The 17,600-nt window shown below is 74.8% G+C and carries 16 protein-coding genes and 1 pseudogene; 7 read left to right on the top strand and 10 right to left on the bottom strand.

Annotated features, from left to right (window positions below; translation table 11 throughout):
- Positions 1–17: 17 nt before the first annotated feature.
- Positions 18–545 (bottom strand): SRPBCC family protein, encoded by a 528-nt coding sequence (locus ACH4F6_RS27605; RefSeq protein ID WP_397963037.1) that lies wholly within the window; start codon positions 543–545, stop codon positions 18–20.
- 232 nt (positions 546–777) lie between these two features.
- Here ACH4F6_RS27605 and ACH4F6_RS27600 point away from each other — a divergent pair, with 232 nt between their 5' ends.
- Positions 778–1,737: a LysR family transcriptional regulator gene (locus ACH4F6_RS27600; protein WP_397963036.1), complete on the top strand. Its 960-nt coding sequence runs from the start codon at positions 778–780 to the stop codon at positions 1,735–1,737.
- Between the two features lie 300 nt (positions 1,738–2,037).
- On the opposite strand, the gene ACH4F6_RS27595 is transcribed toward ACH4F6_RS27600, so the two are convergent.
- Positions 2,038–2,898: a pirin family protein gene (locus ACH4F6_RS27595; RefSeq protein ID WP_397963128.1), complete on the bottom strand. Its 861-nt coding sequence runs from the start codon at positions 2,896–2,898 to the stop codon at positions 2,038–2,040.
- A gap of 124 nt (positions 2,899–3,022) precedes the next feature.
- Here ACH4F6_RS27595 and ACH4F6_RS27590 point away from each other — a divergent pair, with 124 nt between their 5' ends.
- On the top strand, positions 3,023–3,505 hold the full coding sequence (locus ACH4F6_RS27590) for a carboxymuconolactone decarboxylase family protein (protein ID WP_397963035.1): 483 nt from the start codon (positions 3,023–3,025) through the stop codon (positions 3,503–3,505).
- On the opposite strand, the gene ACH4F6_RS27585 is transcribed toward ACH4F6_RS27590, so the two are convergent.
- On the bottom strand, positions 3,502–3,999 hold the full coding sequence (locus ACH4F6_RS27585; RefSeq protein ID WP_397963034.1) for a hypothetical protein: 498 nt from the start codon (positions 3,997–3,999) through the stop codon (positions 3,502–3,504). The genes ACH4F6_RS27590 and ACH4F6_RS27585 overlap by 4 nt on opposite strands.
- Entirely contained in the window at positions 3,996–6,377 is a 2,382-nt protein-coding gene (locus ACH4F6_RS27580) for a molybdopterin oxidoreductase family protein (RefSeq protein WP_397963033.1), read from the bottom strand. The genes ACH4F6_RS27585 and ACH4F6_RS27580 overlap by 4 nt, the downstream gene beginning before the upstream one ends.
- A 147-nt stretch (positions 6,378–6,524) precedes the next feature.
- On the opposite strand from ACH4F6_RS27580, the gene ACH4F6_RS27575 reads away from it, so the two are divergent.
- Both ACH4F6_RS27575 and ACH4F6_RS27570 read left to right on the top strand, forming a co-directional pair.
- Positions 6,525–7,712 (top strand): bifunctional class I SAM-dependent methyltransferase/NUDIX hydrolase, encoded by a 1,188-nt coding sequence (locus ACH4F6_RS27575; protein WP_397963032.1) that lies wholly within the window; start codon positions 6,525–6,527, stop codon positions 7,710–7,712.
- Between the two features lie 235 nt (positions 7,713–7,947).
- Positions 7,948–9,177, top strand: coding sequence for a phosphodiester glycosidase family protein (locus ACH4F6_RS27570; RefSeq protein WP_397963031.1), 1,230 nt, complete (start codon positions 7,948–7,950; stop codon positions 9,175–9,177).
- Between the two features lie 13 nt (positions 9,178–9,190).
- Here the strand turns inward: ACH4F6_RS27570 and ACH4F6_RS27565 are convergent, their stop codons facing one another.
- From ACH4F6_RS27565 to ACH4F6_RS27540, 6 genes are all read right to left on the bottom strand, one after another.
- Positions 9,191–9,385, bottom strand: a complete 195-nt coding sequence (locus tag ACH4F6_RS27565; protein ID WP_397963030.1) for a hypothetical protein — start codon at positions 9,383–9,385, stop codon at positions 9,191–9,193.
- Positions 9,386–9,498: 113 nt separating this feature from the next.
- On the bottom strand, positions 9,499–10,359 hold the full coding sequence (locus tag ACH4F6_RS27560; protein WP_397963029.1) for a phosphatidylinositol-specific phospholipase C/glycerophosphodiester phosphodiesterase family protein: 861 nt from the start codon (positions 10,357–10,359) through the stop codon (positions 9,499–9,501).
- A gap of 181 nt (positions 10,360–10,540) precedes the next feature.
- Positions 10,541–11,641, bottom strand: coding sequence for an acyl-CoA dehydrogenase family protein (locus tag ACH4F6_RS27555; protein WP_397963028.1), 1,101 nt, complete (start codon positions 11,639–11,641; stop codon positions 10,541–10,543).
- Entirely contained in the window at positions 11,638–12,822 is a 1,185-nt protein-coding gene (locus ACH4F6_RS27550) for an acyl-CoA dehydrogenase family protein (RefSeq protein WP_397963027.1), read from the bottom strand. The genes ACH4F6_RS27555 and ACH4F6_RS27550 overlap by 4 nt, the downstream gene beginning before the upstream one ends.
- Positions 12,819–13,796, bottom strand: coding sequence for an NADPH:quinone oxidoreductase family protein (locus tag ACH4F6_RS27545; protein WP_397963026.1), 978 nt, complete (start codon positions 13,794–13,796; stop codon positions 12,819–12,821). The genes ACH4F6_RS27550 and ACH4F6_RS27545 overlap by 4 nt, the downstream gene beginning before the upstream one ends.
- Positions 13,797–13,884: 88 nt before the next feature.
- Positions 13,885–14,466 carry a helix-turn-helix domain-containing protein gene (locus ACH4F6_RS27540; protein WP_397963025.1) on the bottom strand — a complete coding sequence of 194 codons (582 nt, stop codon included), beginning with the start codon at positions 14,464–14,466 and terminating at the stop codon, positions 13,885–13,887.
- A gap of 79 nt (positions 14,467–14,545) precedes the next feature.
- Between ACH4F6_RS27540 and ACH4F6_RS27535 the strand changes: the two genes are divergently transcribed.
- The 3 genes and pseudogenes from ACH4F6_RS27535 to ACH4F6_RS27525 form a co-directional block, all read left to right on the top strand.
- Positions 14,546–15,568: an NAD(P)/FAD-dependent oxidoreductase gene (locus tag ACH4F6_RS27535; RefSeq protein WP_397963024.1), complete on the top strand. Its 1,023-nt coding sequence runs from the start codon at positions 14,546–14,548 to the stop codon at positions 15,566–15,568.
- A 29-nt stretch (positions 15,569–15,597) separates the two neighbouring features.
- Positions 15,598–17,136: an ATP-dependent DNA ligase gene (locus ACH4F6_RS27530; protein ID WP_397963023.1), complete on the top strand. Its 1,539-nt coding sequence runs from the start codon at positions 15,598–15,600 to the stop codon at positions 17,134–17,136.
- Positions 17,133–17,558 (top strand): annotated as a pseudogene (locus tag ACH4F6_RS27525) (NUDIX domain-containing protein); the annotation flags it as partial. The gene ACH4F6_RS27530 and the pseudogene ACH4F6_RS27525, both read left to right, overlap by 4 nt.
- Between the last annotated feature and the right edge of the window lie 42 nt (positions 17,559–17,600).

Genomic DNA, 17,600 nt, shown 5'->3' with positions numbered 1-17,600 from the left:
CCGCGGCTCGGTGGCGGTCAGTCACCGAGTCTGCCGGAAGCGGCGCGGACCAGCCCGTCCAGCCAGGCCTGGTGACCGTTGAGCATCGGGTTCGGCAGCTGCTTCGCCAGCTCCGCGGCCGGCCGGCCGATCTGGGTCTCCTGCGTCAGGACGCGCACCCGGCCGCCGGGCAGGTCCTCGACCAGCCAGGCGTGCAGCACGTCGAGCCGTTCCTCGGGCGCGCCGTCCTGCTTCGCCGTCCACGACAGCCGGCCCGGGACGCCCTCGGCGGGGGCCTGGAACTCCACGACGTGCGCGTCCAGGGGCGGGAAGCCGAACGTGCCGAAGGCGAAGTCGACGTCCGCCGTCAGCTCGGGTCCGCCGCCCCGGGGGAAGGAGATGTCGGCGACGTTGTCGTAGTACGACTCCCAGGTGGAGGTGTCGGTCAGGTGGCGCCACACCCGGGCGGCGGTGACGCCCCGGACGACGACCTCGTTGGAGACGAAGTTGTCGCCGGTGCCGGGCAGGTACTTCTCGGGCCAGTCGATGGCGTTCTGGGTGGTCATGGGGGGTGCCTTTCGGGGGTTGTGCTCGGGTGCGGGAGGCGGGTCCGGCCGGCGGGCGGCCCGGCGTCCTCCGGCCGCGGTCGGCCGCAGGGTCGCCCCGCGTGCCGGGGGCCGCCACCGGGCGCTTGCGGCGACCTCCACGACGCTAGGCCCGCACTCCATCGGAGGGCCAATAGGAGAGCCGATCCCCGCCATCGGAACTCCGATGCGGATGCTGGTTACGCTGGCCGTCATGAAGAACCGGACGCCCGACGCCTCCGAGACCGCGGCCGGCGCCGCCAGGCACCTGCCCGCGCACGCCGACCTGAATCTGCTGCGCACCTTCCTGGCCGTGTACCGCGCCGGCACCTTCACCGCCGCCGCTCCGGCGCTCGGGTTGTCCCAGCCCACCGTGACCGCGCAGATCCGCACCCTGGAGCAGCAGACGGGCCGCGAGCTGTTCACCCGGCTGCCGCGCGGAGCGGAACCCACCCCGCTCGCCCACGAACTCGCCGCCCGCATCGCGGGCCCGCTCGACGCGCTCGCCGCGCTCGGGGGCGGTGGCCCGCTGGCCGGGCAGACGACCCCCGTGCACCTCGCCGGCCCGTCGGAACTGCTGTGCGTGCGCGTCCTGCCCGCCCTGGTCCCCCTCGTCGCCGACGGCGTGCAGCTGCGCGTCACCCAAGGACTGCCCGAGCCGCTGCTGGAGGAGATGCGGGCCGGCCGCCACGACCTGGTCATCGCCACCCGGCGGCCCCGTGGCCGCGGCCTGGAGTCGGCGCCGCTCGCCGACGAGGAGTACCTGCTGGTCGCGAGTCCCTCCTGGGCCGGACGCCTCACCGCCACGCCCGCGGAGGCCGACGAGCTGTGCACCGCCCTGCGCGCGGTCCCCCTGATCACCTACGCCGAGGACCTGCCCATCGTGCGGCGCTACTGGCGGACCGTCTTCGGCAGGCAGCTCACCGCCCGCGCCGCCGTCACCGTGCCCAACCTGTACGCGGTCCTCTCCGCGGTCAACGCCGGCGCCGGCTTCAGCGTGCTGCCCCGGTCGCTGTGCCAGGAGCACCTCGACTCCGGCCGCCTCGCCCTCCTCCACGCCCCGGAGGAGCCGCCGCTGAACACCCTGTTCCTCGTCCAGCGCCCCGGCGCCGAGGCCAACCCCCACGTGGTCCGGGTCCGCGACACCCTGCGGCGGGCCGCCCGCACCTGGTAGCGGCCGCCGCACCCGCTCCCGCGGCCGCCGTCGTCCACGGGGCCGCCACCACGACCGCTCCGCCGCCACGACCGTTCCGACGCCCCGGCCGCGCTGCGGCGGATCCGCCACGTCACGAGCGGTGCCGCCTCACCCGTGCCGGTTCCCGGGGGCGGCCGTGCGCGCCCCGGCCGTGGTCCGCCGGCCGGGACGGGCGGAAGAGGCCCGCCAGGGCAGGCGGGCGCACGTCATCCGGGCGCCCGGCCCGGAGGAACCGGCCGGCGGCCGCACCGCCGGGCACGGGTCCGGCCGTTCCCCGGGTCAGCGTCCTCTTCCGCGCGGCTTCAGCGGCGTGTTCGGCAGTTCCGGCGCGGGCAGGGGGTCGCCGTCGTAGCCCTCCACCTCGCCGAAGCGGGGGCCGCCCAGCCGCGCCATCCAGTCCTCCCGGGCGCGGACGACGTCGTCGTGCGAGCGTCCGATGAAGTTCCACCACATGACGATCTCCTCCTCGAACGGGGTCCCGCCGAGCAGGACGGTCCTGGCCGGGCCGTCGGAGTCGTTCGCGAGGGTCAGGCGGGCGGCCCCGGCCTCCAGGAAGCCCAGTTCCGCCGGGCGCAGGCGGGTCTCGGCGAAGCGGACCTCACCCGTGTCGACGAGCAGCCCGTGCTCGAACGCGGGGTCGACGGGCAGGGTGATCTCCGCGCCCGGCCGCAGGACGATCTCGGCGCCGAGGAGCGGGGTGAACGTCCGCACCGGGGAGGTGACACCGGCGAGGGTGCCGAGGAAGACCCTGATCTCGGCGCCGTCCGGCCGCACCGGCTCGGGCACGTGGTGCTGGAAGTCCCGTGCGGTGGCGCGATGTTCGTCGGGCAGGGCCACCCAGAGCTGCACGCCGTGCAGGACCGTGGTGCCCGGGGTGGAGACCTCGGAGTGGCTGATGCCGTGTCCGCCGGTCATGAGGTTGAGCTCGCCGGGGCGGACGAAGGCGTGGCTGCCCAGGCTGTCGCGGTGCTCGATCTCGCCGCTGAAGAGCCAGCTCACCGTCTGCAGGCCGGTGTGCGGGTGCGGGGCGACGTCCATGCCGCCGGTGTCGGCGACGTCGTCGGGGCCGTAGTGGTCGGCGAAGCACCAGGCGCCGATCAGGGAGCGGGTACGCTGCGGCAGCGTCCGCCGCACGGTCATCGCCCGTGGGCCGCCGAGCGGCACGTCCCGCGGGGTGAGTACCTCGGCCTTGCTCACTGCGGGCCACCTCTCGTCGGTTCCATCCCGGCCCCTGCCCTCTCCCAAGAATGTTAGATATTCAACTATGACTCGGCGTATCTTCATCGACAAGCAGAGCCCCAAGGCCTACCACGCGCTGGTCCAGACGTCCGAGGCCGTGCGCGCGACCGCCGCCGACGCGGGCCTGGAGCGTACCGTCGTGGAGCTGGTCAACCTGCGCGTCTCGCAGCTCAACGGCTGCGCGTACTGCCTCGACGTGCACACGAGGGCCGCCCTGCGCGAGGGCGAGACGACCCGGCGGCTGGGGGTGCTCGCGGCCTGGCGGGACACCGACCTGTTCAGCCCGCTGGAGCGCGCGGCGCTGGCGCTCGCGGAGGCGACCACCGTCCCGTCCGACGCCGCCGCGCAGGAGACCGCGTACGCCGAGGCCCTCGAGGTCCTCACCGAGGACCAGATCTCGGCGCTGATCTGGGTGGCGGTCACCATCAACGCCTTCAACCGGGTGTCCGTCCTGAGCAAGCACCCCGTGCGCCCGCGCCTGGCCGAGCGGCCGGCCGGCGACGGCTAGACCGCCGTCAGCACCTGGGGCGCCTGCACCTTGATCAGGGTGTTCGTCCACCGCATCTGGCGCAGCGTCTGCGGATGGCACGAGCTGACCAGATCCAGGAGGTCCCGGTCGCGCATCGCCTGGGCCGCCTGACCGAGCATCTCCCAGTGCAGCGAGTTGCGGGCGGCCGCCAGGTGGAGGTCGCGCAGGTCGTGCAGGAGGAGCAGGCCCGGCTCCGGCCGCCGGCCGAGCGCTTCGGCGGTCTTCTCGCGCAGGGCGGCGAGCGCGCCGGGGGCCGGGTCGTCCGGCGGCCCGGACAGGTCGAGGCCGTGGCCGCGGCCCGCTTCGGCCAGCCGGGCGGTGTGCTCGCGGGACCAGCGGGCGAGGTCCGTCGCGACGTGGTGGACCTCGTGCTCGGCGCGGTGGCGCTCCGCCGCGGCCAGCAGGTCCCGCTCCAGGGCGCGCTCGCCGTCGTGCAGGACGCGCAGGGTCGTGGTCAGTCCCGCGGTCGTCATGTCCGGTCCCCTTCCGCGTTGCCGGCGTTTCCGGCGTCCCGGCGGGCGACCAGCGTGACGGCGGCCGCCGCGGTCTTGAACAGGGGCTGCTTGGACACCGGGTCCCAGTCGGTGACCGTCGTCTCGTTGGCGGCCCGCCCGGCGCCGTCGTCGGGCGGGCGGTGCCCCTCGGGCGTGTCCCAGTAGCCGTAGTGGAACGGCAGGAAGACCGTGCCGTCGCGCATGACGGTGGTCCGCAACCGGGCCCGCACCCGGCCGCGCGGGGTGGTGATCTGCACGAGGTCGCCGTCGGCCAGGCCCTGCCGGGAGGCCTCGGCGGGGGACAGCTCCGCCCACACGTCGGGGGCGGCGGCGTCGAGTTCGGGCGCGCGGCCGGTCTTCGTGCGGGTGTGGAAGTGGTACACGGTCCGTCCCGTGATCAGCTGGAGGGGGAAGTCGGGCGACGCGTCCTCGTGCGGGGGCAGGTACTCCGCGGCCTTGATGACGGCCTTGCCGTCCGGGTTGAGGGAGCGGTACTCGACGGCGTCCACCGCCGCCCCGGTGACGAGGTCCTTGCCGTAGCTCTCGCAGGTGTCGGGGTGGGCGAAGGCGACGCCGTCGGTGTAGAGGCGCGGGGTGCCGTCGGGGCTCTCGGCGGTGCAGGGCCACTGGACGCCGCCCTCGCGCAGGCGGTCGTAGGTCAGGCCGGTGTAGTCGCAGGGGCGGCCCGCGCTGCACCGCTGCCAGGCCCGGAACGCCGACTCGGGGTCGTGCCAGGGGATCAGCGGGCCGCCGTCCTTGTCCCGGAAGTCCATGCGGGCGGCGTAGGCCAGGAAGATGTCGAGGTCGGGGCGGGCCTCGCCGGGCGGGTCGACGGCCTTCTCCGAGAGGTGGACGGTGCGGTCGGCGTTGGTGAAGGCGCCGGTCTTCTCGCCCCAGGTCGCGGCGGGCAGGACGACGTCCGCGAACTGCGCGGTCTCGGTGAGGAAGATGTCCTGGACGACGACGAACAGCCGCTCCTGGGCGAGGATCGAGCGGATGCGCGACAGCTCCGGCAGGGACACCGCCGGGTTGGTGCCCGTGATCCACAGCATGCGGATCGAGCCCTGTTCGGCGTAGCGGAAGATCTGCATCGCGTGAGTGGGCGGCCCGTGGTGCGGGATGCGCTCGGGCTCCACGTTCCAGATCCGGGCCAGGTCGGCGACGTGGGCGTCGTTCTCCCAGTTGCGGAAGCCGGGCAGATCGCCGTCGGCGCCGCACTCGCGGGTGTTCTCCGCGGTGGGCTGCCCGTTCATCTGGAGCAGGCCGCAGCCGGGGCGGCCCAGCATGCCCCGGATCAGGTGCAGGTTGTTGACCTGGACGGCGGCCGCGGTGGCCTGGTGGGACTGGTAGACGCCCTGAAGGACCGTCGACAGCAGCCGTTCGGCGCCGCCGAGGATCTCCGCCGCCCGTTCGACGGCGGCGGCCGGGACGTCGCAGATGCCGGCCGCCCACTTCGGGGTGCACCGCGCGGTCGCGGCGACGAGTTCCTCGAAGCCGACGGTGTGCCGCTCGATGTAGGTCCGGTCGATCCGGTCGGTGCGGATCAGCTCGTGCAGCAGGGCGTTGAGGAGGGCGACGTTGGTGCCGGGGCGGGGCGCGAGGTGCAGATGGGCGTGGCGGGCCACGTGCGTGCCGCGCGGGTCGACGCACAGCAGCGTGGGCGGCTCGGGGCCGGCGAGCCGGTCCAGGATGCGGGCCCACAGCACCGTCTGCGTCTCGGCCATGTTGTGTCCGAACAGGGCGATGGTGTCGGCGTGGTCGATGTCCTCGTAGGAGCCGGGCTGCCCGTCGCAGCCGAACGACTCCTTCAGCGCCTCGCCGGCCGTGGCGGTGCACAGGCGGGTGTTGCCGTCCAGGTGGCTGGTGCCGATGCCGGCGTGGGCGAGCACGGAGAGCGTGTAGTACTCCTCCAGGAAGAGCTGGCCGGTGGTGTAGAAGCCGAGGGCGCCGGGTCCCTGCTCGTCCAGCAGCTCCCGGCTGCGGGACACGACCCGGTCCAGGGCGGTGTCCCAGTCGCACTCCACGAGCCGTCCGCCCTCGCGCACCAGCGGCCGGGTGAGCCGGTCCGGGGAGTGGTTGGCCTGCCAGCCGTACAGGTCCTTGGGTCCCAGCCGGCCCCGGTTGACGCGGTCGCCGGCCCTGCCGCGCACCCCGACGATCCGTCCGTCCCGTACGGCGATGTCCATGGCGTCGCCGTTGGAGTGCAGCAGCGAGGCGGTGGGCACCCACCGCTCCACGTCGTCCTCGGTGAGCCCGTCGGCCAGGTGGAGGTCGGTGCGGGCCGGCCAGGGGGTGCCGGGACCGTAGGGGGTGCGCTCCCCCCAGGGGTTCTCGATGCGATCGGGCCGTTTCACCACGACGTCACCTCCACCGTCCGAACCGCTTGCCCCGGGCGAGTACCCCGTTCCCCCGGCCTCGCGCGCCGCGGGCGGAACCGGGGATTGTCCGCCCCGGCCGCCGGTAAGGATCCCCGGGCCAGCCGCTCAGCACCCAGGAGGCCGACCGTGCCGCACCCCTTCGTCCCGGACGGCCCGGAGGCCGTCAACGCCGAGGCCTGGCAGGCCTACGCGGAACACCACCTGCGGCGCGGCACGGTCGTGCCGGAGGCGGAGCGGATCGACTGGGGGTTCCCGGGCGCGGGACCGGACGACTCCTTCCTCGGGGATCTGCGGGGGCGGCGCGTCCTGGACCTCGGCTGCGGCATCGGCCGGCACGCCGCCCGCCTGGTGCGCGCGTACGGCGCCGAGGTGGACGCGGTCGACTCCGCGCGGGGCCAGGTCGAGCGGGCCCGGGCCCGCTACGGCTCGCTCCCCGGTCTGCGCCTCGTCCACGCGGACGCCGTGGACCACCTGCGCACCGCGCGGCCGTACGACGTCGTCTACTCGGTCGGCGCCGTGCCGTACGTCGATCCGCGCCGTCTGCTGCCCGCGCTGGCGACGGCGCTGACGCCCGGCGGGACGCTGTGCTTCTCGGTGCCGCACACCGACGGGCACGGCGAGGGACCGTCGGCCGGGGTCGTGGCCCGGCCCGAGCCCCTGGTGTTCGCGGGTGGCGGGCGGACGACGGTCCGCAGGTGGGTGCTCGCCCCCGAGGTGTGGCAGGAGCTGCTCGCCGAGCACGGTCTGCGCGTCGAGGAGGTGGTGGAGGTACCGTCGCCGGACCCCGCCGGCCTCGCCTCCTACCGCGTCCTCCGGGCCCGCCGGCCCGTGCGGGTCTCCTCCCGCCCGCGCACGGCCCGGCCGCCCGTGGCGCACGCGGCCCTGGGCGTCGGCGCCATCCTGCACGGCCCGCGCGGGCTGCTCCTGGGCCGCCACCGGCGGGGCACCTGGGAGCTGCCCGGCGGCACGGTGGAGCCCGGCGAGTCGCTCCGGGAGACGGTCGTGCGGGAGCTGCGGGAGGAGACCGGGCTGCGGGCGCGCCCCTCGGACGTCCGGCTGCTGGGCACGCTCCTCGACGACGCCGGCGGAGTCGTCCGCGTCACGGTCGGCGCCGTCGTCACCGACTGGCGGGGCGAGCCGGCCGACCAGCCCGGCGAACGCGTCGGCGACTGGCGCTGGTACCCCCTGGACCGGCTGCCGCCGTCCCTGTTCGTGTGCAGCGCCCAGGCCCTCACCGCCTGGCGTCCGGACCTGCCCGTCGACCACGCCCCGGCCCACTTCACGCCGTACGCGGACCCCGCCCCGGCCGGATGATCCCGGCCGGGCCCCGGAGCTGCGGCCGTCCCGTCGACCGACCGCCGTCCCAGGGGACTTGACGGACCGTGCCCGCGCGGCCCGTGGCCGACGCACGCGCACATCGCCCCACCGCGTGGGCGGGGCGGTCGACGTCACGCCCTCCCTCACTCGTTCTCGTGGCGGGAACCGGCCCCCCGGCCGCACTCCTCGCAGGTCGTGAGAGAGTTGCGGCTCGAACTGCACAGGGGGGTCCGTGACACGGCATCAACAACGGTCCGGGGCGCGCACGAGGACGCTCACCGTGACGACCGCTCTCGGCGTCCTGGCCGGCGGCATGCTGGTGGGGGCCGCACCGGCCGGCGCCGCCACCTGGACCACCATCGCGGCGGGCGTGGCCTACCGTCAGTACAACCTGCCGGCCGCGGCCGGCACCACCCATGTCCACGTGCTGAGCGTCGACCTGACGAACACCCACGTCCGCCTCGGCCTGCTCCACCCGGGGAAGGTCGCCGCCCGGGCGCCCGTCTCCCGGATGGCCACGGCGCAGAAGGCCGTCGCCGGCGTCAACGGCGACTTCTTCAACATCTCCGAGGTCCAGCACCCGGGCGTCACCGCGACCGGCGCCGCCGTGGGCCCGGCGATCGGCGACGGGAAGGCGCTCAAGGGCGCCGTCCCGGACGGTCAGCGGTTCGGTCCCGAACTGCCGCCGGGGGCCACGACGAAGGACGTCGTCGGCGTGAGCACCGACGGACGGGCCCGGCTCGACAGCCTGACGCTCGAGGGGTCCGTCAGCGCCCCCGGCCGTCTCTTCCCGCTGGGCGGGCTGAACCAGTACGCGCTGGCGGAGGACTCCATCGGCGCGTACACGTCCGACTGGGGCAGCGTCTCCCGGCTGCGGGCCACCTGCGGCACGGACACCGAGCGGGCCGCGCCGTGCAGCACGAACACCTACGAGGTGACCGTGCGGAAGGGGGTGGTGGTGTCGGCCTCGGCCACTCCGGGCAGCGGCGCCATCGCCCCGGGCACCACCGTGCTCGTCGGCCGTGAGGCGGGCGCGCAGCGGCTGCGGGGGCTCGTCAAGGGGCAGCGGGCGACCGTGCGGCACACGCTGACGGCCGCGTCGCGGCGGGCGTACCGCTTCGCCCTCGGCGGCTACCCGGTGCTCTCCGGCGGCAAGGCCCTGACCGGGCTGGACACCCGGACCTCGGCCGTGCGGACGGCGGTGGGCCTCGCGAACGGGGGACAGCGCGTGCTGCTGTTCGCGGTGGACGGCGCGGCCGCCTACCGCAAGGGCCTGACGATCGCCGAGGTCGCCCAGGCGCTGAAAAGCCTCGGAGCCACCGAGGGCTTCAGCCTGGACGGCGGCGGATCGTCGACGCTCGTCGCCCGGGCGTCGGGCGCGTCGGGGGTCACGGTCCGCAACCACCCCTCCGACGGCACGGAACGTCCGGTGCCGAACGGGATCGGCGTCTTCACGCAGTGATCCCCGGACGGCCTCACGGCCGCAGGCCGCCGACGAGGTCGGCCGTCGCCGTGAGGCCGCTGTGGATGGTGGGGGCCATGCTGGTGCCGGCCAGGAGGAACCCGAGCAGCAGACAGACCAGGGCGTGCGAGACCTTCAGTCCGCCGTTGCGCAGGAAGATCACCGCCAGGATCAGCAGCAGCACCACCACGGAAAGGGAAACGACCACGACAGCCTCCTCCGCCACGTCCGCTTTCGCGGCATTCGGCCGCAAGTGTGGCGTAGCGGAGGGTTCGTCCGTGCGGCTGACCTGTCCGCCGAACGAGTGGTGTCCACGGTCGTCTAGGCCGGCCGGTGGACGTCGAGGAAGGCCTCCAGGCCGGCGAGGTCGTCGGTGTTGAGGTGGTCGACGCCGGCGGCGAGGAGTTCGCCCCACAGCGCGTCCCGGGCGGGGCCCGGCACGTCCGGGGTGGCCCAGAACCGTACCCTCTGGCCGCGCGCGTGCGCCGCGCCGACGATCCCGCGCAGCTTTGCGCGCTCCGCGTCGGGGAAGGCCCCGACGCCCTGCCAGGTGAAGTTCAGCGTCCAGTTGTCGCTGATCAGCGCGGCGAAGGAGGCCTGCGAGGCGCCGAGATCCGTGAGGCGGCCGTCGTAGAAGGCCCGGCGCGCGGTCTGCGCCTCCATGGGGGCGCGGGCCGCGCGGTCGCCGGAGACGACGGCGGTGACCGGGCCGCGGTGGATCCGGCCGTGGGCGTACGTGGTGAAGAGGTGCCGGTAGCGCTTCAGCAGTTCGTCCAGGGCGAGGTAGGTGGACGAGCCCTCGGTCTTGATGTCGACGAGGAGTTGCAGCGACTGCCGGTGACCCCGGTACACGCTGCCGTGGTGGGCCTCGACGCGGGCGGCGAGCGGAGCGAGGTAGAGGGACTCCAGGGTGCGGGCGGGGTCGAGCTGGTCCGCCGAGTGGGCGATGAGGAGTTCGCCGTCGACGAGGAAGATGTCGGCCTCGACGCTGCCGAAGCGGTGGTCGAGGGCGTCGAGGAGGGGGCGGGGGTGCTCGTAGTCGTTGTGGGCGTGGGCGCGCCACAGCGGGCGGGGGCCGGGCCGCTGTCCGTCGGCGAACGCGCTGCCCGCGGGCGACGCGAGGACGGCGGCGGAGGTCGCGGCGAGACCGGTGAGCACTCTGCGGCGGGTGACGTGGGCCATGGTGATCCTCCCTGCGGGGCGGGTGCGAGCCACAGGGAGTATGGGGCCGTGCGTCAGTCAAAGTGCCTGTACGTGACAGGAGTTGGCCGGACCGCCGTCGTCCGTTCACCCGGTCCGCCGGGCGGCACGGGAAAGCCCGCCCCAGGTGGGGCGGGCTTCGTCCGGTGAACGGCGGTGGCCGTCAGGGGGCTCGCAGATCGACCAGTTCGGCCACGGCCGACCGGTGGGCGCCGGCCGTGCCGTAGGCGATCGAGTCGGCCTTGGCCCGCTTGAGGTACAGGTGGATCGGGTGCTCCCACGTCATGCCGATGCCGGCGTGCAGTTGCAGCGCCTCCTCGGCGGCGTGGACGGCGACACCGGCCGCGTAGGCCTGCGCGACGGCCACCGCGAGGTCGGCGTCCTCCCCGCTCGCCAGCGCGTCGGCCGCGCCCCGGGCGGCGGCACGGAGGTTGACGACCTCCAGCCACAGCTGGGCGAGCCGGTGCTTGAGCGCCTGGAAGCCGCCGACCGGCCGGTTGAACTGCTTGCGCTCCTTGAGGTAGCGCACGGTCTCGGTCAACAGCCAGTCGGCGAGTCCCAGTTGCTCGGAGGCGAGCAGTCCGGCGCCGGCGCGCAGGGCCCGGCGCACGGCGGGTCCGGCGTCGCCGAGGCGGCGGCCGGGGGCGCCGGTGAGGGTGACGGCGGCCAGCGGGCGGGTGAGGTCGAAGGAGACCTGCGGGGTGACGGTCACCGTGTCCGTGTCCGCCGCGGAGACCGCGTACAGGCCGCCGTCCTCGGCGGGCACCAGCAGCACGTCGGCGGCCGCCGCGTCCGCGACGCCGGTCACCTCCCCGTGCAGAGCGCCCCCTTCGACGCGCACGGCCGTGGGGGCGGCGCCGGGAGCGGTGTGCAGCCCGACCGCCAGCGCGCCCACGGTCCGGCCGGACGCCAGCCTGCCGAGCAGTTCCCCGTCACCGCAGGCGAGCAGCGCCTCCGTGGCGACCACGGCACTGGTCAGATAGGGCACGGGCGCGACCGCGCGGCCCAGTTCCTCCAGGACGACGGCGACTTCGCGGTGCGTGGCCCCCTGACCGCCGTGGGCCTCCGGGATCAGCAGGCCCGCGAGGCCCATGCCCTCGGCGAGCGCCTTCCAGGCCGCCGGGTCGTACGGGGTGTCCGACTCGGTGCGGGCGATCACGCCCGGGGCGTCGCAGTGGTCGGCCAGCAGGTCCCGCACGGCCGCCCTGAGCGCCTCTTCCTCCTCCGAGTACAGCAGGTCGGGCTGCGTCGGCTGCGGCTTCATCGGGACAGGTCCTTCCACGCGACGTCCTTGTCGGTGCGCGGCTCGGCGGGCAGGCCCAGCACGCGCTCGGCGACGATGTTCAGCAGGACCTCGCTGGTCCCGCCCTCGATGCTGTTGCCCTTGGAGCGCAGGTAGCGGTATCCGGCGTCGCGCCCGGTGAAGTCCACCAGCTCCGGGCGGCGCATGGTCCAGTCGTCGTACAGCAGGCCTTCCGCGCCGCGGAGTTCGACCTCCAGGCCGCTGATCTCCTGGTTGAGGCGGGCGAAGGCGAGCTTCATGCCGGCGCCCTCCGGGCCGGGCTGCCCGGCGACGAGCTGCTGGCGCAGCCGCTCGGCGGTGAGGCGGGCGACCTCGGACTCCACCCACAGCTTCAGCAGGCGCTGGTGGAGGTCGTGGGTGCGCAGCTCGGGACGCTCGCGCCAGGTCTTCGCGACCGGGCCGATCATGCCGCCCTCGCGGGGCAGCCGCATGCCGCCGATGGCGACGCGCTCGTTGTTGAGCGTGGTCTGCGCGACCCGCCAGCCGTCGCCGATCGCGCCGAGGCGGTGGGAGTCGGGGATGCGGACGTCGGTGAGGAAGACCTCGTTGAACTCGGCCTCGCCCGTGATCTGCCGCAGCGGACGGACGTCGACGCCGGGGTCGGTCATGTCGCAGAGGAAGTAGGTGATGCCGGCGTGCTTGGGCACGTCCGGGTCGGTGCGGGCGATGAGGATGGCCCAGCGCGCGTTGTGCGCGCCGGACGTCCACACCTTCTGCCCGTTGACCACCCACTCTCCCCCGCTCTCGCGGACGGCCCGGGTGCCGAGCGCGGCGAGGTCGGAGCCGGCACCGGGCTCGCTGAACAGCTGGCACCAGACCTCCTCGCCGGTCCACAGCGGCCGCAGGAAGCGCTGCTTCTGCTCCTCGGTGCCGTACTTGAGGATCGTCGGGGCGGCCATGCCGAGCCCGATGCCGTTGCGGCGCGCGTCGTTGTCGGGGGCGCCGGCCGCCTCCAGTTCGGCGTCCACGACGGCCTGCAGGGACCGCGGCGCGCCGAGGCCGCCGAGACCCTCCGGGTAGTGCACCCAGGCCAGTCCCGCGTCGAAGCGGGCCTTGAGGAAGTCGAGGCGGGCGGTGGTGGCGGGCGGGTGCGCGGCCAGCAGGTCGGCGGTGCGGCGCTTGAGTTCGGCTGCGTCGGTCATGCGGCGGCTCCGTTCTCCAGGGAGGGCACGACGGCGACCCGTCCGGTCGTGGTCCCGTCGCCGACCCGCTGGACCGCTGCCGCCGCCTCGCTCAGCGGCACGCGCTCGCTCACCAGCGGCTTGACCGCGCCGCGGGCGGCGAGCTCGGTGAGCTGCTCGTGGCAGTGCCGGACCAGCTTCGGGTCCCTGGTGTTGTACAGGCCCCAGTGGAGGCCGAGGATCGAGTAGTTCTTCACGAGGGCGTGGTTCAGGCCGGGGCTGGGGATCGTCCCGCTCGCGAAGCCGACGACCACGATCCGGCCCTCGAAGGCGACGACCTTCGTGGACCAGGTGTAGGCGTCGCCGCCGACGGGGTCGTAGACCACGTCCGCGCCCCGGCCGCCGGTGGCCTCCTTCACGGCGGCGACGACGTCCTCGGTGCGCCGGTCGACGACCACGTCGCAGCCCAGCTCCCGGGCGACGGCGGCCTTGTCGGCGCCGCCCACGACGCCGATGACGGTCGCGCCGGCCGCCTTGCCGAGCTGCACGGCCGCGCTGCCCACCCCTCCCGCGGCGGCGTGGACGAGCAGCGTCTCGCCGGCCTCCAGCCCGGCCCGGCGGTGCAGACCGAACCAGCCCGTCTGGTAGCCGATGTGCAGCGCGGCGGCCTCGGCGTCGTCCAGCGGGTCCGGCGCGGGCAGCAGGGCCGCCTCGTCCGCGACGACGTACTCGGCGAAACCGCCGTACGGCAGTGCCGGGGTGGCGAGCACCCGGCGGCCGTCCCCGGTCTCGCCGCAGATCTCCACGCCCGGGGTGAACGGCAGCGGCGGCCGCACCTGGTAGTGGCCCCGGCACATGAGCACGTCCGGGAAGTTGATGTTCGCGGCGCGCACCTTCAGCAGGACCTGGCCGTCGCCGGGTGTGGGCCGCTCCACTTCCCGCAGCCGCATCACCTCGCTCGGCTCGCCGTTCTCGTGCACCTGCCATGCCTGCATGCGGAGCCTCCACGGGACTGGGTCGTCTGACCGGGGTCGATCGCATACTAAGCGGTCGCTTGCCCGTCGGGGAACCCCGTGACGCAGCTCACCGCCGCGTGGGGCGCGCCCGCACGTGCATGCGCTCCCCCTGCGGTCCGAACAGGCTGAGGAACTCCACCGGCCCCTCCCCCGTCGACCCGAACCAGTGCGGCACGCGCGTGTCGAACTCCACGGCCTCCCCCGCCGTCAGCACCACGTCGTGCTCCCCGAGCACCATCCGCAGCCGTCCGGACAGCACGTACAGCCACTCGTAGCCCTCGTGGGTGCGCAGGTCCGGCTCCTCCGTGGCCTGCGGCACCAGCACCTTGAACGCCTGGAGCCCGCCGGGCTGCCGGGTCAGCGGCCAGAAGGTGCGCCCGTGCCGGACCAGCGGCTTGGCCCGCACCCGCGGATCGCGCACCGAGGGCGTGCCCACCAGTTCGTCGAGTGCCACCTCGTGGGCCCGGGCGATCGGCAGCAGCAGCTCCAGGCTGGGCCTGCGCAGGCCCGACTCCAGCCGGGAGAGCGTGCTCACCGAGATGCCGGTCGCCTCGGACAGCCCGGCCAGCGTCGCACCCCGCTCCTTGCGGATCCGCCGCAGCCGCGGGCCGACCTCCGCCAGCACCTCGTCCATGTCGTCGTCACTCATGGACCCCATTGCAGTTTCGGCAAACACGTTTGTCAATGCGGCAGGGGCGGGGCGACCGTGTCCGTGGAGGTGGTCACTCATGACCGAGAACACCGAGCACACCAGGAACACCGCCGGCGGCCCGGGGAACACCGCGGCCTACGAAGTGATCGTGATCGGCGGCGGGGCGGCGGGCCTGTCCGCCGCCCTGGTCCTGGGCCGGGCCCGGCGCCGCACCCTGGTGGTCGACGCGGGCGAGCCGCGCAACGCGCCCGCCGCCCACCTGCAGGGCTACCTGTCGCGGGACGGGATGCCGCCCGCCGAGTTCCTCGCGGCCGGCCGTGCGGAGATCGCCCGGTACGGCGTGGAGCTGGTCCGGGACCGGGTGGTGGACGCCACGCGGGACGGGGACTTCGCCGTGCGGCTCGCCGGGGGCGCCCCCTCCGGAGGAGGCCGGACCGTCCGTGCCCGGCAGCTCGTCGTCGCCACCGGGCTCCGCGACGAGCTGCCCGGGATCGAGGGCCTCGCCGGGCGCTTCGGCCGGGACGTGCTGCACTGTCCGTACTGCCACGGCTGGGAGGTGCGCGACCGGGCGTTCGGGGTGCTCGCGACGAGCCCGCTGAGCGTGCACCAGGCGCTGATGGTCACCCAGTGGTCGAAGGACGTGACGTTCTTCCTGCACACGGTCGCCGAGGAGGAGCTGTCCGAGCAGGACCTGCGCCGGCTGGCGGCGGCCGGCGTGCGCGTGGTGCCGGGCGAGGTGGCCGGGCTGGTGGTCGAGGAGGACCGGCTCACGGGCGTCCGGCTCGCCGCGGGCACGCCGTCGGGGGGAGGCGCCCTCCATGCCCGCGAGGTCCTCTTCGTCGCGCCCCGGCCGGTGCCGCGGACCGGCCTGCTGCGCCGGCTGGGCGCCGAGACGGAGGAGACGCCGTTCGGCGTCTACCCCGTCGTCGACGGCAGGGGGCTCACGACCGTCCCGGGACTGTGGGCGGTGGGCAACGCCTCCGGCTTCGCCGAGCAGGTGGTCAACGCGGCGAGCCGCGGCTACCGGGCCGGGGCCGCGATCAACGGAGAGCTGCTCATGGCGGACCTGGACGCGGCCGTCGCTCGGGCGCAGGTGTAGAGCGGGCGTCGCCGGTGCACCCTGACTGCATGCTGCTGACCCGGCTCGCCGACGTGTCCAGGGAGGTCGCCGCCGCTTCGGCGCGCTCCCGCAAGATCGCTCTGCTCGCCGAGCTCTTCCGCGACGCGGAGGCGGACGAGGTGCCGCTCGTCATCCCCTACCTGGCCGGACGGCTCCCGCAGGGCCGGCTCGGCGTCGGCTGGAAGGTGCTGGGCCGCCCGGTCGCCCCGGCCGGCGAACCGTCCCTGACGGTACGCGAGGTGGACGCCCGGCTCACCGAGCTCGGCAAGGTGGCGGGCCCCGGATCGCAGGCCGAACGGGCCCGTGTGGTGGGCGAGTTGATGGGCGCGGCCACCGAGCAGGAGCAGCGCTTCCTGCTCGGTCTGATCACCGGCGAGGTGCGGCAGGGCGCGCTGGACGCGGTCGCGCTGGAGGGGCTGGCGCAGGCGACCGGGGCGCCCGCGGCGGACGTCCGGCGGGCGGTGATGCTGGCCGGCTCGCTCGAGTCGGTCGCCCGGGCGCTGCTGGCGGACGGCCCGGCGGCCCTGGACCGGTTCCGGCTCACCGTCGGCCGCCCGGTCCTGCCGATGCTGGCGCACACCGCGTCCTCGGTGGCCGAGGCCGTCGGCAAGCTGGGCGCCTGCGCGGTCGAGGAGAAGCTGGACGGCATCCGCGTCCAGGTCCACCGGGACGGCGACAGCGTGCGGATCTACACGCGCACCCTCGACGACATCACCGACCGCCTGCCCGAACTGACGTCGGCCGCCCTGGGGCTGACGGGCGAGCGGTTCGTCCTGGACGGCGAGGTCATCGCCTTCGACGGCGCGGGCCGGCCCCGTTCCTTCCAGGAGATCGCGGGCCGGGTCGGTTCCCGCGTGGACGTGGCGGCGGCCGCCCGGGCCGTCCCCGTCTCCCCCGTCTTCTTCGACGCGCTGTCCGTGGACGACCGCGATCTGCTCGACCTGCCGTTCGCCGGGCGCCACGCGGAGCTGGCCCGGCTGGTGCCCGAGCCGATGCGGGTGCGGCGCACGGTGGTGTCCGGCCCCGGGAACCTCCCGGCAGCCGAGGACTTCCTCGAGGAGACGCTGCGGCGCGGCCACGAGGGGGTGGTGGTGAAGGCCCTCGACGCGTCGTACAGCGCGGGCCGGCGCGGCGCGTCCTGGCTGAAGGTGAAGCCCGTGCACACCCTCGACCTGGTGGTCCTGGGCGCCGAGTGGGGCCACGGGCGGCGCACCGGCAAGCTCTCCAACCTCCATCTCGGGGCCCGCACCGCGGACGGCGGCTTCGCCATGCTCGGCAAGACCTTCAAGGGTCTGACCGACGCGCTGCTCACCTGGCAGACCGAGCGCCTGCGGGAGCTGGCCGTCGAGGACGACGGCTCGGTGGTGACCGTGCGCCCCCGCCTCGTCGTCGAGATCGCCTACGACGGCCTGCAGCGCTCCACCCGTTACCCGGCCGGCGTCACCCTCCGCTTCGCCCGGGTGGTCCGCTACCGCGAGGACAAGCGCCCCGAGGAGGCCGACACGGTGGAGACCGTGCTCGCCGCGCACCCGCAGGTGCGGCCGTGACGGCGAAGCGCAGCGCGGGCCTGCTGCTGTTCCGCCGCACCGACGAGGGACCGCAGGTGCTGCTGGGGCACATGGGCGGCCCGTTCTTCGCGAAGAAGGACGCCGGGGCGTGGACCGTGCCCAAGGGCGAGCACGACCCCGACGAGTCCGCGTGGGAGGCCGCCCGCCGCGAGTTCCGGGAGGAGCTGGGGATCGCGCCGCCCGACGGCGAGGCGATCCGGCTCGGGGAGGTCCGGCAGGCGAACGGCAAGACCGTCACGGTCTGGGCGGTCGAGGCGGACCTCGACCCGGCGGCGATCGAGCCGGGCACGTTCGTCATGGAGTGGCCGCCGCGGTCCGGGCGGACGCGGGAGTTCCCCGAGCTCGACCGGGTCGCCTGGTACGGCCTGGACCGGGCGCGGGAGCTGGTCGTGAGGGCCCAGGCCGCGTTTCTGGACCGGCTGGCGGAGCACTCGGGCCGAGCG

Origin of the sequence: Streptomyces sp. NPDC017936 (assembly GCF_044328485.1) — a bacterium.
Classification (GTDB): domain Bacteria; phylum Actinomycetota; class Actinomycetes; order Streptomycetales; family Streptomycetaceae; genus Streptomyces.
Note: the sequence above shows the minus strand (reverse complement) of the source record. Positions and strands in the feature narration are given on the sequence as shown.

Excerpts from the sequence above, each read along its gene's own strand:
- ACH4F6_RS27560 (WP_397963029.1), bottom strand. The coding sequence starts at position 10,359 with ATGGCCCACGTCACCCGCCGCAGAGTGCTCACCGGTCTCGCCGCGACC.
- ACH4F6_RS27590 (WP_397963035.1), top strand. The coding sequence starts at position 3,023 with ATGACTCGGCGTATCTTCATCGACAAGCAGAGCCCCAAGGCCTACCAC.
- ACH4F6_RS27555 (WP_397963028.1), bottom strand. The coding sequence starts at position 11,641 with ATGAAGCCGCAGCCGACGCAGCCCGACCTGCTGTACTCGGAGGAGGAA.
- ACH4F6_RS27530 (WP_397963023.1), top strand. The coding sequence starts at position 15,598 with ATGCTGCTGACCCGGCTCGCCGACGTGTCCAGGGAGGTCGCCGCCGCT.
- ACH4F6_RS27540 (WP_397963025.1), bottom strand. The coding sequence starts at position 14,466 with ATGAGTGACGACGACATGGACGAGGTGCTGGCGGAGGTCGGCCCGCGG.
- ACH4F6_RS27545 (WP_397963026.1), bottom strand. The coding sequence starts at position 13,796 with ATGCAGGCATGGCAGGTGCACGAGAACGGCGAGCCGAGCGAGGTGATG.
- ACH4F6_RS27600 (WP_397963036.1), top strand. The coding sequence starts at position 778 with ATGAAGAACCGGACGCCCGACGCCTCCGAGACCGCGGCCGGCGCCGCC.
- ACH4F6_RS27550 (WP_397963027.1), bottom strand. The coding sequence starts at position 12,822 with ATGACCGACGCAGCCGAACTCAAGCGCCGCACCGCCGACCTGCTGGCC.
- ACH4F6_RS27595 (WP_397963128.1), bottom strand. The coding sequence starts at position 2,898 with ATGACCGTGCGGCGGACGCTGCCGCAGCGTACCCGCTCCCTGATCGGC.
- ACH4F6_RS27585 (WP_397963034.1), bottom strand. The coding sequence starts at position 3,999 with ATGACGACCGCGGGACTGACCACGACCCTGCGCGTCCTGCACGACGGC.
- ACH4F6_RS27535 (WP_397963024.1), top strand. The coding sequence starts at position 14,546 with ATGACCGAGAACACCGAGCACACCAGGAACACCGCCGGCGGCCCGGGG.
- ACH4F6_RS27605 (WP_397963037.1), bottom strand. The coding sequence starts at position 545 with ATGACCACCCAGAACGCCATCGACTGGCCCGAGAAGTACCTGCCCGGC.